This is a genomic window from Limisphaera ngatamarikiensis, from assembly GCF_011044775.1.
In the GTDB taxonomy this organism is placed as follows: Bacteria; Verrucomicrobiota; Verrucomicrobiia; order Limisphaerales; family Limisphaeraceae; genus Limisphaera; species Limisphaera ngatamarikiensis.
In genome coordinates this window covers 1-15,033 of sequence record NZ_JAAKYA010000092.1, presented here as the reverse complement: position 1 = coordinate 15,033, position 15,033 = coordinate 1, and the positions used below count along the sequence as shown (strand labels likewise).

Genomic DNA, 15,033 nt, shown 5'->3' with positions numbered 1-15,033 from the left:
TTGGGCCAACCGCCCACGTCGAGTGCACCGGATGACCGGTGCGGCTGGCCCTGGCTGACTCGATGTCGCCGAATTGTAACGTCTTGCAGGCTTGCCTCGGGTCCGCCCCGCGCCAACAATGGGCCTGCGAACGGCGAAGGAACCAACCATGAACATAGTTCGGCCTATGAAAACGACCTCCTGGCTCCCGATCATGCTCTCCCTTGCGGCTGCTGGTGCGACCGCCCAGACGGTTACCGAGGTGATCCTGCCCCGGTACGGTGTGAACGGTAATGATACTGCCTTGCGTGCACCTTCAGCTGCCCTGTTGACTGTCAGCGGGCTGCTTCCCAATGCGACCTATCGGTACTACGTGTCTGGCGACTACAATCATACCACTTTGACGAATAACGGTGCAGGCAATTACTTCGGCATTAACAACGTGCCCAACAACGCGGGATACATCCAGGGTTACACCACGCAAAAGGCTCTGAACGGTAGCCTGCTGGCGAATGATGAGTTTGCCACGGCCACTCCCGGTCGATATTCGGAGTTCACTACAGACGCCTCGGGCTCCTACACGGGCTGGTTTGCGCTGCAGCCGACCTCCAATCCGCGCTTCACCGTGGGCAATGAGGTTCGGTTTGGTTTAATCCTGAACGATGGGGCAGACGGGACAAGCGTTTCCAGCCGCCTCTACACCACGGAGACGCTGCTGATGTTGGGGCCGGGGACGGGCGAGGGGGTTAATCAGGCGACATTTCTGGTGGGCGACTCTCTGGGGGCACCGGGCGAAACCATGGTGGTGATTTACGATAATGTGGAGGGGACCGGTCGGCCCATCTGGGCTTCGTGGGTGGAACCTGACGGCATTGCCGGGGCACCGGGTTCGCTGTGGGACACCTATGTGACCGCGGGTCGTTGGGGTGCCTATGTGCCCAACGACCTGGCCAACGGCATCCGGCGGGTGGAGTATTGGGACATCGGCAGTGGCAGCCTGTTGGGGGTGGCCACGGATGATGACGGGGTCTGGACGCCCATTAATGAACCGCAGTTCCTCACCGCCAACGGGGACACCCGGTTCAACGGCGGGACCACCACGTTGATCGGCATCATTGCGCCGATTCCGGAACCTTCGGCTGCGGCGCTGCTGTTGTTGGGCGCTCTGGGTCTGGCCTGGCGGCGCCGACGCTAGCGAGCGCGAAGCCCTTTTGACCTGGCCAAGCCGCTCCGCTTCCGGGGCGGCTTGTAGTTTTTTTGGCCCGAGCCCTTGGGCGGGCAACCGCCAGTGCCCGTCACAGAGGCCGGGCTTCAGTCGCGTTGAACGACGACCGGTTGATCGAACTCGAGGCCGGCCCACTGCGCGCGCCCATCGTCACTCAGGCGGAATGCGATCCGGAGCGTGTGCGAACCGTTTCGAAGTCGTACCCCGACGGCTGTGGAGGATTCCAGCCGTTCGACCACCGGCCAGGGTTCGGGGGCACCGGATCGTCGCGGCTGCAGAATCGTCAGCAACAACAGGCGCGGAAGCGGTTGCACCGTGGAGGCCTCGACGTGCCATTGGTTGGGGAAAGGCCGGTCCGGGGGCGGATCGTAGCCGTCCCATTGCCGGAAACGGAGCTCCACCGGGGCGAGGTAGCGAACGGTCAGGGCTGCGCGGGGCCGGTTGAGTTCGAGCCTGGCGCCAGGTTCATCCACCGTGAACGGGCTGAGCGCGTGTAGGAGAAACTGGTAGGTGGCCGGGCGCGGTGCGGCCAGGTCGTCGCACACCACCACCAGCTCCGGTTTGTAAAAAAGGATCTTGCGTCGGGCCCGGATCAACCGCCCTGCGTAGGCGCCGACGGCGTCGCCCTCGATGTAATCCCAAGCCGGGGTGAGTTGTGCCGCGGCGATGCGGCCGGTGGCCATGGCCGAGTGTGGGATCTGGCCTTCACCGTTCACGAGCACGGCGTTGTGGGCCCGCGTGCTCCAAGCCCATCGCGTGTGAAACTCGCTGCCGTGCAGGTCGCGATAGACGCAGGTGGTCAGCAGGGCCTCGCCGTAGGCGTTGAGTTGAAAGCTGTTTTGCGGGTTGTGTCCGTGACTTTGGGATCCGAACGGGCTGGATTTGAACAACAGGTGCACGTCGTCGGTGCTGTTGAGCAGGGTATGGTGCAGGCTGGCCACGCCGATGCCGTGGAAGACCCTGGAAGGTGGGAGGTTGGTGGGTGGCAGGGCCGGCGGTGGATCGGGGAGCCGCGCCCGATACAGGAACTCCAACACACCCTCGGTTGGGTCCAGTTTCCATTGTTCGGCCCACCAGCGCCAGCAGGGTGCGTGGGGGACGTCCGGTCGCTTGCCGAGTCGGCGGAGGAAGTAGTCCATGAAGCCGCCCCAGGTGCGGGACGGTGTGCCGTGTGACAGGTCGCCGAATCCCATGTTGGGTGAACCCGGGGGCGCGGTGTAGAGTGCGTAATCTGCGACCCGGGCAAAAAACGGTTTGTGCCACCATTCGATGCCCAGGGCGGTCTCGGCCAGCTGACACCACCAGACCGCCTTGGCCATGTAACCGCCCCAATAGCTCAACCCCTCGTGCCAGCCGCCGTCGTCGTCCGACCAGACCGGGTAGGCGGCGTAGAACTTGTGGAGGGCGTAGTCCAGCCAGTGCTCGGCTTCTGGAATCTCGTCGTAGAAGGCGATGGCGGTTTCCGCCAGTTTGTGCCAGGTCCGATTCCCGTGCGAATTGAACGGGCGTTGGAGGTGGCCCGTGCCGCGTCCGACCTCGCCGCTTTCCCATGCGTCCCGGGCGCGACGGGCCATCACGCGGCGCACCCGTTCGCGGTCGGCTTCGGTGAGCGTGTCCCAGGCCCAGTCGTAGGCCCGGGCGGGTCGGTGGAGCATGACCTTGCCCGCTTCACAGTTGAGGCGGAAATTGGTGGGGCCGTCCGGGTCCCACGAAGCCAGGTGCAGGATCCAACGGCGGGCCGCTTCGCCGTAGCGCGGCTCCTGTGTGATGAGGTACACGAAGGCAATGGTTTCCGCTTCCTGACAGGCGCGCAGTGCCTGTTCGCGGTTGGGCCACCAGTAGCGGATCCGTTCCCGGTCGGTCTTGTCATTGGCGGACCCCAGGTGGGTGGGTTCCGGCGTGGGACCGGTCTGGATGTAGCGATCCGCCCGGGCGCGCAGGGCGTCGAAGGCGGCTTTTTCAGGGCCCGTGGCCAGGGCCCGCAACCGGGGCAGGTCCTCCGGTCGCAGGAACAGCCTGGGATGCTCGCGTGGTAACCGCGCGCGTTGCTCGGCCCGGGTGGGCATGGGGAACTCCACGGCATCCGGAGGGACGACGAAGCTGCGCACCCGGCTCCAGGTGGAGGTGCGACCGTCGCGGGTGGTGAACTGGTACCGCCAGAAATACCGTCCGGGTGGCCAGGGCCGCGAATCCACGTAGACGTTGAATGGCAGGTTGGTGGCGGTCCGCGCGGTGCGGAAAGCCGGGTCGGTGCTCCATTGCACCGTCCAGGTATGGGCCTCCGGATCCACCAACCACGTGAGCGCCGGTGGGTTCAGCCGCACCAGCTCGCCCTCGGCGGGCCGGTAGCCGATTTCATCGGGTCGGGCGGGGCGATCGGTCACGGCGGGCGGGGCGGCGCCCCAGCCCAGTGTCCGGACCAGGACCAACAGAGCCGGAAGAATCCTGCGCATGAGTGTTTGTTGCTCGAGGGTGAGCGAACGGACGGTTTGGGGGAATCGGACAAACGTCCGAGTCCGCCCTGCGGTTTTGTAGCCGGCACTCGACCCGGGTGGAACCTGTGCTATGCTTGCGGCTGATGACAAGTCCCGCAACACACGTTCAGGGCAAGATCAATTTGCGCCGGCCGGACATCATGGAGGCCGTGCAGGCGCAGGTGATGTCCCATTACCGGAGTGAGCTGGTGGAGCGGATCCGGGCGCGCGGCCATGAGATTTCCGCCGGCGGTTTGACGGTGAAGCTGGCCCGGCAATTCGGGTTCTGTTACGGCGTCGAACGCGCCATTGACCTGGCCTATGCGGCCCGCAAGGTCTTTCCGGACCGGCCCCTCTACATCCTGGGCGAGATCATTCACAACCCGGAGGTGAACGACCAGATCCGGGCGATGGGGATCAAATTTCTGACCGGCTCCCAGAAGGACGCGGACATGGAGGACCTCCGGCCGGGGGACATTGTCATCATTCCGGCTTTCGGGACGGATGTGGCCACGCGACGGCGCCTGGAAGAGATCGGCTGCCAGTTTGTGGACACCACCTGTGGCGACGTGATGAGCGTCTGGAAACGCGTCCGCCAGTATTCGCGCGAGGGCGTCACCAGCATCATCCACGGCAAGGCCTGGCACGAGGAGACCAAGGCCACAAGCTCGCAGGCCCGGGCTTACGGGAGCGGACATTACCTGGTGGTGTACAACCTGGAGGAGACGGACTACGTCTGCCGTTACATTGTGCACGGGGGCAACAAGGAGGAGTTTCTCCGGAAGTTTGCCGGCGCGTATTCAGAGGGATTCGACCCGGACGTGCATTTGGAGGTGATCGGGGTGGCCAACCAGACCACCATGCTGCGGGGCGAGACCGAGGAGGTGCAGCGGCGGTTGCGCAACGCCATGATCCAAAAGTACGGCGAGGCCAACCTGCACCGGCATTTCCGTTACTTCGACACCATCTGCGGTGCCACGCAGGACCGGCAGGATGCCCTGGAAAAGCTGTTGGAGGAACCGCTGGACCTGTTGCTGGTCATCGGCGGGTACAACTCCTCCAACACATCGCACCTGGCCGAGATGGGCGAGGCCCGGCTGCCCACCTACTTCATCAAAAACGCCAGCAAACTGGTTTCGAACAAGTTGATCCGGCACTTCAACCTGCAGCGACAGGAGGAGATTGAAACCCGTGACTGGTTGCCGGACGGCCCGGTGATCGTGGGCGTTACCGCGGGGGCCTCCTGCCCCAACAACCTGATCGAGGACGTGATCCGTCGGTTGTTCGAACTGCGCGGGATTTCGGTGCAGGAACTTTTGGCGACCTGAGACCCGGCGGTACGAGGTTCACCGGTCCCGGTGCCGCAGCCGGGTCACGGGCGGGGGAATGGGGATGGCCTTCTTCGAGCCGGACGGGCCCTGCGGGCCGCCTTCCGCCGGTTCGACTCCCGACTCCTGCGATGGGGTTGGCGTCACGGCGGGACCGGAGATGGAGGGCGCGGTCCCCAGCGCTTGTTCCAGTTTACCCAGTGTGCCCTCCAGCCGGTCAATGGCGCCCGCGACCGTCCGGCCGATGGGCAGATCCGACAGCGCCACCGAACCGATGCGGAACTCGGTCCAGTCACCGATCCGCCCCAGGGTTTCCCGCACCGAGGCCACCGTTGCCTGAACCGCCTCGGCCGTCGTGGTGGGCAGCGTGGTGTAGCCGTTGACCAGCCACTCAAGACGGCCGGTGTCCAGGTCCACCATCAAACCGTGCACCGGCACATGGGGCGGAATGATCGGGCTTTTCCGCAGGGTATCGCACGCGGCATGTACGTTTTGAGGTTCGCTGGCGAACAGTCCAAACGTTTCCAAGAGGTTTTCCGGCAACCGATCCCGACTGATTCCCAGGGCGGAAAAACGATCCAACAGGCTCATCACGGACTGCCGCGCCACCCGACAGTCGCTGTGACCGATGACCAGGATTTCGCGCGCCCCTTCCAGGAGGCAGGCCAGGGCCAGGGCCCGGGCGGCGCTACTGAACGGGCCGCCCACCACGTTCCCCGCGTTGCGCACCCACAAGAACTGTTCCTCCGGAATGCCCAGCACCTCCGGCAGCACCGGATTCAGCCGGGCGTCCAGGCACGTCAGCGCCACCACCGGCAGGGAATCTGCATGTTCGGAAGGGCGAAGCCCCGCCTTCGGGTCACCCGCCAGCGCCCGGTGATTTGCATCCACAATGGCTTCCAACAACCGCATGGTGTTCCCCATGACCCGGTCCGAAGCCGAGCCTGCAACGGCCACGGCACATCCCCGCCCCGCAGCGACTCCGCGGTGGGGCTTTCGGGGCGGCATCGCCCAACGGCGGAAGCTCGTACCCCTTGCCAACGCCTTCCCGCGCGCGGCACCGTGTGCGGGGGCACGACCTACCTGGCGCCCTGGTCAATCCAGGCCCGGATCAGACCGATTTGCTCCGGTGTCAAAGGTTCACCCTTTCCGGGGGGCGGCATCCAATGATCCTCGTCGCCCAAACGGGCCACGCTGTGGACCAGGGGGCTCCGGGCACTTTCACCGACCCGGATGACCTTGCCCTCCCGGCTGCCCTTCAGTGCGGCCTCCCGGCTGTCAAGGCGAAGACCTGCCTTCGGCTTTTCCTCGCCGTGGCATTTGAAGCAGTGCTTTTCGAAGATCGGGCGGATGTCCTTTTCGTACGTGACCTCTTTCCGGTCGGCCGGCGGGGGCAACTTGGTCACGTCGATTTCCTCGGCGGCTCCAAGCGTACCTGGACCCGGCGCGGTTAACACGGTCGCCGACGCCACCAGCCAGGTGAGTGCTTTCGAGGATTTCATATGCGCTGGTCCGGATTTTCGATGCGCTCCGGGCATCCTTCGCACGGGTCGCGCCCTGGTCTGCAGGGGTGACTCCGTGCCTCTCGGGTCTGACCAGGGCCCGGTTGCGCGGTCACTCTAGACATTCCCGGGGAGATGCTCAACGGCAAAGGTGGACGGCGAGCCGTGCCGGATCGGTGCAGGAGGGCGGCACGGGCCGGCCCGGGTCATCGGACAAGTTCAAACGCGTACCCTTTGAGGTATTCGGTTTCCGGGATCATGGGGATGACGGGGTGATCGGGGCCCTGACTGAACGTTGCGATCCGGCGCAGGATTTTGCGGGTGTCGTAGGCCGCCGAGAGGATCACATCCAGAAACGTGCGTGCATCCACGTGATGCGAGCAGCAGAATGTGGCCAGCACACCCCCCGGCCGCAACAGTTTCAACGCGCGCACGTGAATTTCCTTGTAACCGCGGAGGGCGTCAGGGACGGACGCCCGGGTCCGGGTGAACGATGGCGGGTCCAAAATGATCAGGTCGAACTGCGGCACAAGCTTTTCGCCCGGCCGGGTTTGGGTATGGGCTTTGAACCAGTCGAAGACATTGGCGGCCTCTCCGGAGCAACGGTCGGCCAACCCGTTGCGGGCGGCATTTCGCAGGGCGGTCTGCACGGCCGATTCGCTCTGATCGATCATGTGCACGTGAGTGGCGCCGGCCTGCGCCGCGTGCAGCCCGAATCCGCCCCAGAAACAGAACGCGTCCAGCACCCGGGCTCCCCGTGCCCATTGCGCCACCTGCCGGTAGTTGACCTGCTGGTCCAGATACAAACCGGTTTTGTGGCCCGCCCACAGGTCCACTTCAAACACCAGATCGTTGATCCGGACCGGCAGCAGGGCGGCTTGTGAAGAGGCGGGTTGGGATTGTGCCGGGGTGGAGGGAGGGTCGTCCGGGGCGGAACCAGTTTGCTCCGCTGACCGGGGCGGGGCCGGCCAGTCACCGGCCAGCACGCCCTCCACCGGTGGAAGTCCCTCGAACTTGCGCGCGGCCACGTCACTCCGTTCCAGGATGGCCCGGGGTGCCAGCACCCGTTGCAGGGCCTCCACGATCTGGCCCTTGCGCTGTTCCATGCCCAGCGCCGAAATCTGCAACACCAGCACGTCCTCGTACTTGTCCACGATCAGACCACTCAGGAAATCCGCTTCCGCGTGGACCACGCGGAAGCTCGACGCCTCCGGCAGATGCCGGCGCCGCACCTCCAGAGCCGCCCGGATGCGCGCCTCGAAAAAGGCCGTATCCACCGTGACCCGTTCGGGTGCCAGCAGGCGCACGCGGATTTTCGAGCCCGAGTGGTAAAATCCAATCCCGAGAAAACGCCGACGATGATCGCGCACCTGTACCAGCGCACCGTCGGGAACCTCCCCGGTGACCTTCAGCACCGAATTGTCGTACAGCCAGGGATGACCGGCCACCAGTCGGTCGGCCTCACCCGGTTTCACGTAAACCGTTGCCAGTTGCTTCTCCATGGAATCCACTCCGCCTTTCCCCGCTTGTAAACATGAGGTTCGGCCCGGGCTGGAACTGCGCCTGCGGGAACGGCGCGGTGCCGGCCACGAAACTCGAGGTCGGCAACATAAACGGCCCCAACCCCGGCTGCAACAGGCAGACGTCCGGCGGGGACGGTGTCCGGAGTGGCTTGTGTACGGCTGTCTCGCGGGGTCAACGGGCGGGCCACCCGTGTTCGGCCGGCCTTTGGCCGGATGGCGGCGGGTTGTGATCCAGGAGACACTTGGCCCCCCGGGCCGGGCATCCGGATTGCCACCCGGTTTCAACGCCCGATCCGGTCAGGGAGATGTCAAACGGTAGAACCGGACCGAAAAGTCAGGCGCCCGCGTATCCTCCACCACGACCGGTTCCGCACCGAACACGCCGGATGCCACCACGGTCCAGTTGGTTTCCATCGGTCCTGCCAGGAGGTTTGTGGAAGCCCAGAGCCGGTACACGGCCCCTTCCGCTCCGGTAACCAGCAGACGTACGGTGCCCCGGGGCAGTACGACCGGTTGAAGGAGTGCGGGGAGGGGCTCCGTTACGACGCGGACGATGACGGGTGTGCTGACGTCGGAGCCCAGGTCGTTGGTGACCCGCAGGCTGTAGACGCCCGAATCGGTCACCTGCGCGTTGGGTATGGTCAGCACGCGGTTGGTGGCGCCCGGCAGCGGTTGGTCGCCGCGGTACCATTGGCAGGTCGGCTCCGGCACGCCGCCCACGGCGGCGGCCAGCACGAGGGTCTGGCCTGCGTAGAGTGTTTGATGGGCGGGTGGAGCGGCCACATACGCGGCCAGCGCCGGATTCCAATTTACCGGAGCAAATACGGTCGCCGGATCCCGCAATTGAGCGGCCAGCTCATCGCTGATCTGCCTCGACCATCGGACCCTGCGGTTGGTCGGGATCAAATTCGTGCCGGTCAGGTCGGTGCTCTTGTATTCCCAGAACCGCAGCGTGCTCTTGTCCACCAGCCCGCCGTCGGCCCAGCCGAGGGGGCTGATGTGGGAGTCCATACGGCAGTTGATCCAGGCCACGTTGCCGTAGGGGTTGGCGTTGCCGCCGTCCCGGCCCAGGGTCCAGTTGGACATTCCCGGCGAGGAAGCCGTCAGCACGCAGTCCACAAACACCAGGCCGTAGGTGTCCTCGGGGGTGCGTGCCTGGGTGTAGATTCCGGCTGCGTTTCCGGCCCGCCGCATGGCCCGAATCTCACATTGCTTGAAGTAACCCATGCCGGATCCCCAGATGAAATCCACGTCGCCCTGGATCAGGCATTGGTGGAAGAACCCGGCGCTGACGCGGGGGCTGTTGATGAGGATGGTGTCCTGGTAGCTGCAAAGGTTGCAGTTGTCGAACAGGATCCGGCTTCCCTGCACCCGTACCGCCTCGGCCTGGGACCCGCCCTGGGGCGTGCTGTTGGTGAAGGTCAGGTTTTTGAACACCAGATCGTCTCCGCCTGCGTAAAACATGCAGCGGGTGGCGGTGCTGGCCAGGTCGAGTTGAAAATTGTTGTTGTTGGCGTAGGTGAGGATGCTTTCCCGCCAGCCCTCGCCCACGAAGGTGATGCGGTTTTTACCGGGCGGCACGCGGTTGATCTCCTCGTACACACCTTTGCGGATCCACACCGTGTACGGCTGCTCAGCACCCGTCGGAATCCAATCGATGGCCCCTTGCACGGTGGCAAAGTCGCCCGTGCCGTCGGCCGACACCACCACCCGGTTGGTCTGGAGCGGATCGGGCAGCACCGGCTTGGTCGTAAACCGCCAGACCGAGGGATCATTCACTCCCGCCACGTCGGCTCCCGTGGCGTCGCGGAAAAAGCCCGGGTCCATGAGCACGTAATACGTTGTGTTGGTCGTCAACACGCCGGGATGGGGGTAGACCCTGGCCTCGTTGCCCCGCAGGATCACCGGGTAGGCATAATAATCCGCGCCTGCGATGGTCCGGACCTGTGCCCCGTTTGGCCCGTTCAGGCCCAGGTCGATGGTGTCCACCAGGTTTCCGGCGGCATCAAAGATCCGAAGCGTACCGGATCCCAGGCGCACCTCGGGCGAGTTGAACCGGATCCACAACAAGGTGTCCGTGCAAACGTTGGAGCTCTGGTTGGGAGCCAGCTGGATCCAGCGGACCGAACCCGAGGTCACGCCGGGATCGTCCGGATTGCTCCATCCGATTTCTCCGGCACCAGCGGCGTGAAGCTCGGCGAGGCCTTCTCTGGCCGGCACCAACAACGCCGGGGCCGGCGGATTGTCCCCGGCCGGAATGCCGTTGACGTCGCCGGCTGCTTGGAGACGTGAAGTGGCCCTGTCCACGCAACAGAGCGCACCCAGGGTCGCAAGGAGCAACACGAGGGGTTTCATGGCTCGGTGTGGAATGGGGTTGCGGGTTTTCTTTTGCGTTCGGCCGCCCCTTTGGAGCGGTGCCGTCACGCGATTTCGCAGCCTGTTTCGTCAGGCCGTTCATTCGCACGTCGAGTTTAGGCCGTCGGCTGCGTCTTGGAGCCTCGAAGTTGTGCATGATCGAGTGAAAAACGTGCATCGTTATCGAACAAGGGCTGCCCCCGCGCGTGTCCTGCAGCCGGTGGGCTTGCCCATGTGGCGGCGGTCGGCCCCCCGATGCCATGCCGGGGTTGGCCGGCTGAAGATGCGTTGGAGGCTTGGTGGTCCGGTTCGAATCAAGGCCGCGGTCGGGCTCGACAACGGCCCTCGAGGGTTTGGGTCCCACGCGCCCGGGCCGCCACGCCACCACCGCGCCGGGTCGACCGGGTCCGTTGCATTGTCGGGCCGGCTCTGTTCTGCAGGCGGAACGGGGATGGGATCCGGGCCGGGGAGCCGGGTCGGTTCATGCGTGCGGGTCCAAAACCGCTGGTGGGCTTGCATTGGGCGGTTTCCGGTGTATTCTGGAAGTTCCCCGCCGTGGAACAGGCGGGGCAGGGGCAAGCAAAACTGCGTTGAGAACACGGACATTATGGCTATTGCAGCAAACGACCTGCGCCGCGGGATGGCGATCGAGTACAACGGCGAGATTTGTGTGGTTCTGGACGTCCAGCACCGCACGCCCGGCAACCTGCGCGCTTTTGTCCAGGCCACCCTCCGCAGCATCCGCACGGGCAAGTCGTCCGACGTTCGTTTCGGCTCCACCGAAAAGGTCGAGACGGTGCCGTTGATCAGCCGCCGCATGGAGTTCAGCTACAAGGACGGCGAGGACTTTGTCTTCACCGACCCGGAGACGTTCGAAACGGTTACCCTGTCGCCCGAGCTGGTCGGTGACGCCCGGCTCTATCTGGTCGAAAACGGCCCCGTTACGGTCACTTTTGTGGAGGATCGAGCGGTGATGGTCGAGTTGCCCCCCAGCGTGGTGCTCACCGTGACGGAAGCGCCCGAAGGTGTCCGTGGCGACTCGGCCAACAACGTCATGAAACCGGCCGTTGTGGAGACCGGCCTGACGCTGCAGGTGCCGCTGTTCATCAAGGCGGGCGAAAAAATCCGGGTGGACACCCGCACCGGCAAATACATCGAGCGGGCCTGAACCCGATCCAACCCCAACCCGTGTTCGGCGGTCGGGAAGGCCCTACAGGCCCGGGGCAGGATTCAGGTCTTCCCCTGCAAGCCGCTCCCCTCTGCCCGTGACCGCCCTGTGCGCCAGAAGTAACTGTTAGCCGGCGCGGGGCGGGCGGGATGCCCGTTGCGCCAAAACAGCTAGCACCCTGTTGACCGCCCTTGGGAAACAGAGGAAGCCGACGCCCGCAGGCGCTCGGCCCGGCTTTGCTCCCGCTGTCGGCGCAGTTTTTTTGATCCCAGTTTCCCGCGCCTTCAAGGCGGCAAACGTCGCCGCGCTTCGATGGCCTTCTTCTGCCGTTCAATGTCCCGAGCCAGCTGGAAGGGGTTGAGCGTGGCGTGCAGGGCTTGCAGGCGTGCCCTGGCTTCCGCGCTGACTTCCGCCGCCGCCAGCACCCGCGCATAGCAGTCTGTCGGACTTGGTTCAACCGGGCAGGTGGGGCTGTGGTGGGACGTCGCTGGAGGGTTGGGAGTATGCGGTTCAGTTCGGCGGGGCAATTCCGCCAACCGCTTTCACCCGCTTTTCCACCGCTCCCAGGGCGTGAAATCCATCGCCGGACTCCGCCCCTGCAGTTCCAGCTGGCCATCGCCCGTTTCAGTCCCGGGCACAGCCGGTGGAGCCGTTTGAGGTTGTAGGCCAGGCAGATCAGCGTCCATTCCAACGAGACTTTTTCCCGCCCTCGCGACCGGAACTGCCCAAAACCCATCACCCTCTTGATAATCCCGAACACCGGTTCGACGGTTTGTTGTCGCAGTTTGTAGAGCCTCTTGCCCGCGCGGGTGCGTAACCGGTGGCGCATCACTTCGCCCACACTGGCCCCGGGTACGGGCTTCGACTTGGGCGCGGGCGCGCGCCAAGGCGGCCTTGCGTTGCTGGCGGCGGCTGCTGAAGGTGCCGGTGGCGTAGCTGTAGATGAGCAGGGCCAGGAGCATGCGGGGCGGGTATTGTTGGCTGCCGGCCCCGCGCGTGTTGACCTTGACCTGGCGCAGGTCGAGGGCGTGGACGGCGTCGAGGACGAAATGAACCAGATCATGGACGGCCACCCACTCGCGCGGGTTGGGTGGAAGCAGCAGCGGGGTTTCGCGGTCAACGGGAACCAAGCGTATAGCCACAGCTTTCAGACACGCCCAGCCGCGCTCTTGTTCAAACGGAGGGATAAAAAATCGCTTGCTCTAAGTCCGGCAGGCTGCCAGGCCAGCCGGTCATGATGAGACGGGCTCGCTGAGCAGGTTGCTCCCGGGATTGTTGGGTGAGGACGTATAGCGCCTTGCGTCCCTGCCGCGCGAGATCCAGGGCAAGCTGGATGGCGAGCATGGATTTCCCGATACCGGGTTGACCCGCGAGGAGGTTGACGCCGCCTTTGACAAACCTCACGAGACAAAGGCTTAGCCACCCCAGCGCATCAGTCAGGGTCAACTCCTCAGCTTCACCCTGCCGATGCCCAGTAAGCCCGGCTTCTCCGGTTCAGTCATCGTTGTCTCCTCGGCCTCATCATGTCCGCCCAACGTCCCGGCTCACCGGCGCCGGGCCAATGACGCTCGATTGTCATCTGAGACGCGATCCCGGCGTTCGGCGCAGCCGGTTTTTGTTCGGCCCTATCTGCTGTCTTGCCATGACTTTAAAACTCCATCTTCAAAATAGAGATACGTATCGCCGTAAATCCATTGCTCGTGAACGCCGAAAGTCCCGACCGTCCGGTTAACCTTGTCCGGATCGCCCCACGATGCCCGTACGTCATCGGATGACATCCCAATGATAATACTGCCCTCGAGGACCGCGCTTTTAATGCGCTCAGACAATTCTGGATGCGCCTTAACGTAGAGATGGCGAATCTGCTCGTAGAGATCGCGAATCTGCTGACGTGCTTGCCGCTTTTCCCTCAACTCTCGATCAAATCGGCGGTGGTAATCATGCGCATCAGCCACCTCTAGCAAAGCCGCAAACATCCAGTCTGGGACGGTGAAATCAATTGCACCTCGTGAACTCGTAACCTGCAGACGAGCGCCTTCCAAAGCGGCGCGCTCCAAGAACTCGCGACTGAACGTAGCCTCAACGTACTCAACCTTCTTGCCAAGCCCGGCTGATAGCTGCTGACGACCTTCGACCTTCAGCTTCGCGCCGCCCTGAACACCGACTTCTGCATCGGCGTGCGACAGTTTGCCAACGGTGGCGATGCTGATGCCGTAAATTGCATCAGCACCCATGGGAAGCCGCGCAAAAAGATTGTAGAAGTCGTGCGGCCCAGTGCCCGTTGTGTTGGCGGGCAACTCATAACGCGGGCCAGAGCATAAACTTGGGCTATAGACGACACGTGCTCTCGCGACAGCATCGCTCTTGGACATGACCGGCGGGGGGACTACAGCACAACCGGACAGCAAGCTGACAATCCCAACGACTACAATCATCCTTTTCATGTTTGTGTGCTACCCAGCGGCTTGATTGGCCGAACAGCAGTATTCGGCCCAACTACGGCAGGGCTTGCTGTTAGGGATTCTCGACCGAATTCCAGATTGCATTTTAGGTAGCCGTTCAAATTGCGTCAAGCTCTAAGGCAAGCACTTAAGCGGCTGCGCGGGGCGGCCGGGATGCCCGTTGCGCCAAAACAGCTAGCACCCTGTTGACCGCCTTTGGGAAACGGAGGAAGCCGACGCCCGCAGGCGCTCGGCCCGGCTTTGATCCCGCTGTCGGCGCAGTTTTTTTGATCCCAGTTTCCCGCGCCTTCAAACCGGCAAACGGCGCCGGGCTTCGATCTCCTACTTCTGCCGTTCAATGTCCCGAGCCAGCCGGAAGGGGTTGAGCGTGGCATGCAGGGCTTGCAGGCGGGCCCTGGCTTCCGTGCTGACTTCCGCCGCTGCCAGCACCCGCGCCCAGGGCGTCTGCGCCGGCCGCGCCGTTGCTTCGGCTCCAGCTTGAGGGTCGGCAGGAAGTGGTTGATCAACTGCCCCGGCGCGCCGGCGCACAGGGCGGCGATCAGCGGGGAGACCTCCGGCGGCCTTGCGGTGGTGGCCCAACAAGCTGACCGCTTGGTCGAGCAGTTGACGTTTGTAAAGCCTGCCGGCCCGGGCGTGGGCACCCCGCAGTTTGGCCAGCAGTTCGCGTTCGGTTTGTGCGCTCATTTGGGTGTTCATGGCGGGTAACAGTTACTTTTGGCGCAACGACCCGTTTCGACAAAGGCGTCCTCTCCGCCCGGGTAACAATCTTTCTCGCTCAGATTGCCCCGATCGGAAAACGAACACCGCTTGTCCTCGTCCGGTCAGAGTCGCCAGCTCAAAGTGCCGCCGGCCGCAGGTCCCCTGCCAATGAAGCAAACCGAAACGTTCAACGGATTTTTGTTGAAGTTATTGCCTCCGGCAGTCACAGTACGGAAGGCCATGACACGCGGACGCCAAATCTCTGGCTTTGGCCATCCCGCTTTGACCCAGCATTGCCTGCATGACCGGGCCAAGGTC

Annotated in this window: 12 protein-coding genes and 2 pseudogenes; 3 read left to right on the top strand and 11 right to left on the bottom strand. The window is 64.1% G+C overall.

What is annotated here, in order from left to right:
* Positions 1–166 precede the first annotated feature (166 nt).
* Positions 167–1,174, top strand: coding sequence for a PEP-CTERM sorting domain-containing protein (locus G4L39_RS13680; RefSeq protein ID WP_165109032.1), 1,008 nt, complete (start codon positions 167–169; stop codon positions 1,172–1,174).
* A gap of 116 nt (positions 1,175–1,290) precedes the next feature.
* Here the strand turns inward: G4L39_RS13680 and G4L39_RS13675 are convergent, their stop codons facing one another.
* Positions 1,291–3,657, bottom strand: coding sequence for a DUF4962 domain-containing protein (locus tag G4L39_RS13675; protein WP_165109030.1), 2,367 nt, complete (start codon positions 3,655–3,657; stop codon positions 1,291–1,293).
* A 125-nt stretch (positions 3,658–3,782) separates the two neighbouring features.
* Between G4L39_RS13675 and G4L39_RS13670 the strand changes: the two genes are divergently transcribed.
* Positions 3,783–5,006, top strand: a complete 1,224-nt coding sequence (locus G4L39_RS13670) for a 4-hydroxy-3-methylbut-2-enyl diphosphate reductase (protein WP_165109028.1) — start codon at positions 3,783–3,785, stop codon at positions 5,004–5,006.
* Positions 5,007–5,024: 18 nt separating this feature from the next.
* Here the strand turns inward: G4L39_RS13670 and G4L39_RS13665 are convergent, their stop codons facing one another.
* From G4L39_RS13665 to G4L39_RS13650, 4 genes are all read right to left on the bottom strand, one after another.
* Positions 5,025–5,930 carry a carbonic anhydrase gene (locus G4L39_RS13665; RefSeq protein ID WP_165109026.1) on the bottom strand — a complete coding sequence of 302 codons (906 nt, stop codon included), beginning with the start codon at positions 5,928–5,930 and terminating at the stop codon, positions 5,025–5,027.
* 155 nt (positions 5,931–6,085) lie between these two features.
* Positions 6,086–6,508 (bottom strand): c-type cytochrome domain-containing protein, encoded by a 423-nt coding sequence (locus G4L39_RS13660; RefSeq protein WP_165109024.1) that lies wholly within the window; start codon positions 6,506–6,508, stop codon positions 6,086–6,088.
* 206 nt (positions 6,509–6,714) lie between these two features.
* Positions 6,715–8,010, bottom strand: coding sequence for a class I SAM-dependent rRNA methyltransferase (locus G4L39_RS13655; protein ID WP_165109022.1), 1,296 nt, complete (start codon positions 8,008–8,010; stop codon positions 6,715–6,717).
* Between the two features lie 318 nt (positions 8,011–8,328).
* Entirely contained in the window at positions 8,329–10,386 is a 2,058-nt protein-coding gene (locus tag G4L39_RS13650) for a pectinesterase family protein (RefSeq protein WP_165109020.1), read from the bottom strand.
* Positions 10,387–10,993: 607 nt separating this feature from the next.
* On the opposite strand from G4L39_RS13650, the gene efp reads away from it, so the two are divergent.
* Positions 10,994–11,554, top strand: a complete 561-nt coding sequence (gene efp / locus G4L39_RS13645) for an elongation factor P (protein WP_165109018.1) — start codon at positions 10,994–10,996, stop codon at positions 11,552–11,554.
* Between the two features lie 284 nt (positions 11,555–11,838).
* Here efp and G4L39_RS15245 read toward each other — a convergent pair whose 3' ends face one another.
* From G4L39_RS15245 to G4L39_RS13625, 6 genes and pseudogenes are all read right to left on the bottom strand, one after another.
* A complete protein-coding gene (locus G4L39_RS15245) occupies positions 11,839–11,979 on the bottom strand; it encodes a hypothetical protein (RefSeq protein WP_240894023.1) in 141 nt (46 codons plus the stop codon).
* 203 nt (positions 11,980–12,182) lie between these two features.
* Positions 12,183–12,416: pseudogene (locus G4L39_RS15240) on the bottom strand (transposase); the annotation flags it as partial.
* Positions 12,417–12,459: 43 nt separating this feature from the next.
* Positions 12,460–12,696 (bottom strand): annotated as a pseudogene (locus G4L39_RS15235) (IS5/IS1182 family transposase); the annotation flags it as partial.
* Positions 12,697–12,727: 31 nt separating this feature from the next.
* Entirely contained in the window at positions 12,728–12,958 is a 231-nt protein-coding gene (locus tag G4L39_RS13635) for an AAA family ATPase (RefSeq protein ID WP_165109014.1), read from the bottom strand.
* Between the two features lie 221 nt (positions 12,959–13,179).
* A complete protein-coding gene (locus G4L39_RS13630; protein ID WP_165109012.1) occupies positions 13,180–13,998 on the bottom strand; it encodes a hypothetical protein in 819 nt (272 codons plus the stop codon).
* 339 nt (positions 13,999–14,337) lie between these two features.
* Positions 14,338–14,712, bottom strand: a complete 375-nt coding sequence (locus tag G4L39_RS13625) for a hypothetical protein (protein ID WP_205881029.1) — start codon at positions 14,710–14,712, stop codon at positions 14,338–14,340.
* Positions 14,713–15,033 lie beyond the last annotated feature (321 nt).

Excerpts from the sequence above, each read along its gene's own strand:
- G4L39_RS13665 (WP_165109026.1), bottom strand. The coding sequence starts at position 5,930 with ATGGGGAACACCATGCGGTTGTTGGAAGCCATTGTGGATGCAAATCAC.
- G4L39_RS13625 (WP_205881029.1), bottom strand. The coding sequence starts at position 14,712 with ATGAACACCCAAATGAGCGCACAAACCGAACGCGAACTGCTGGCCAAA.
- efp (WP_165109018.1), top strand. The coding sequence starts at position 10,994 with ATGGCTATTGCAGCAAACGACCTGCGCCGCGGGATGGCGATCGAGTAC.
- G4L39_RS13630 (WP_165109012.1), bottom strand. The coding sequence starts at position 13,998 with ATGAAAAGGATGATTGTAGTCGTTGGGATTGTCAGCTTGCTGTCCGGT.
- G4L39_RS13670 (WP_165109028.1), top strand. The coding sequence starts at position 3,783 with ATGACAAGTCCCGCAACACACGTTCAGGGCAAGATCAATTTGCGCCGG.
- G4L39_RS13680 (WP_165109032.1), top strand. The coding sequence starts at position 167 with ATGAAAACGACCTCCTGGCTCCCGATCATGCTCTCCCTTGCGGCTGCT.
- G4L39_RS13650 (WP_165109020.1), bottom strand. The coding sequence starts at position 10,386 with ATGAAACCCCTCGTGTTGCTCCTTGCGACCCTGGGTGCGCTCTGTTGC.
- G4L39_RS13655 (WP_165109022.1), bottom strand. The coding sequence starts at position 8,010 with ATGGAGAAGCAACTGGCAACGGTTTACGTGAAACCGGGTGAGGCCGAC.
- G4L39_RS13660 (WP_165109024.1), bottom strand. The coding sequence starts at position 6,508 with ATGAAATCCTCGAAAGCACTCACCTGGCTGGTGGCGTCGGCGACCGTG.
- G4L39_RS13675 (WP_165109030.1), bottom strand. The coding sequence starts at position 3,657 with ATGCGCAGGATTCTTCCGGCTCTGTTGGTCCTGGTCCGGACACTGGGC.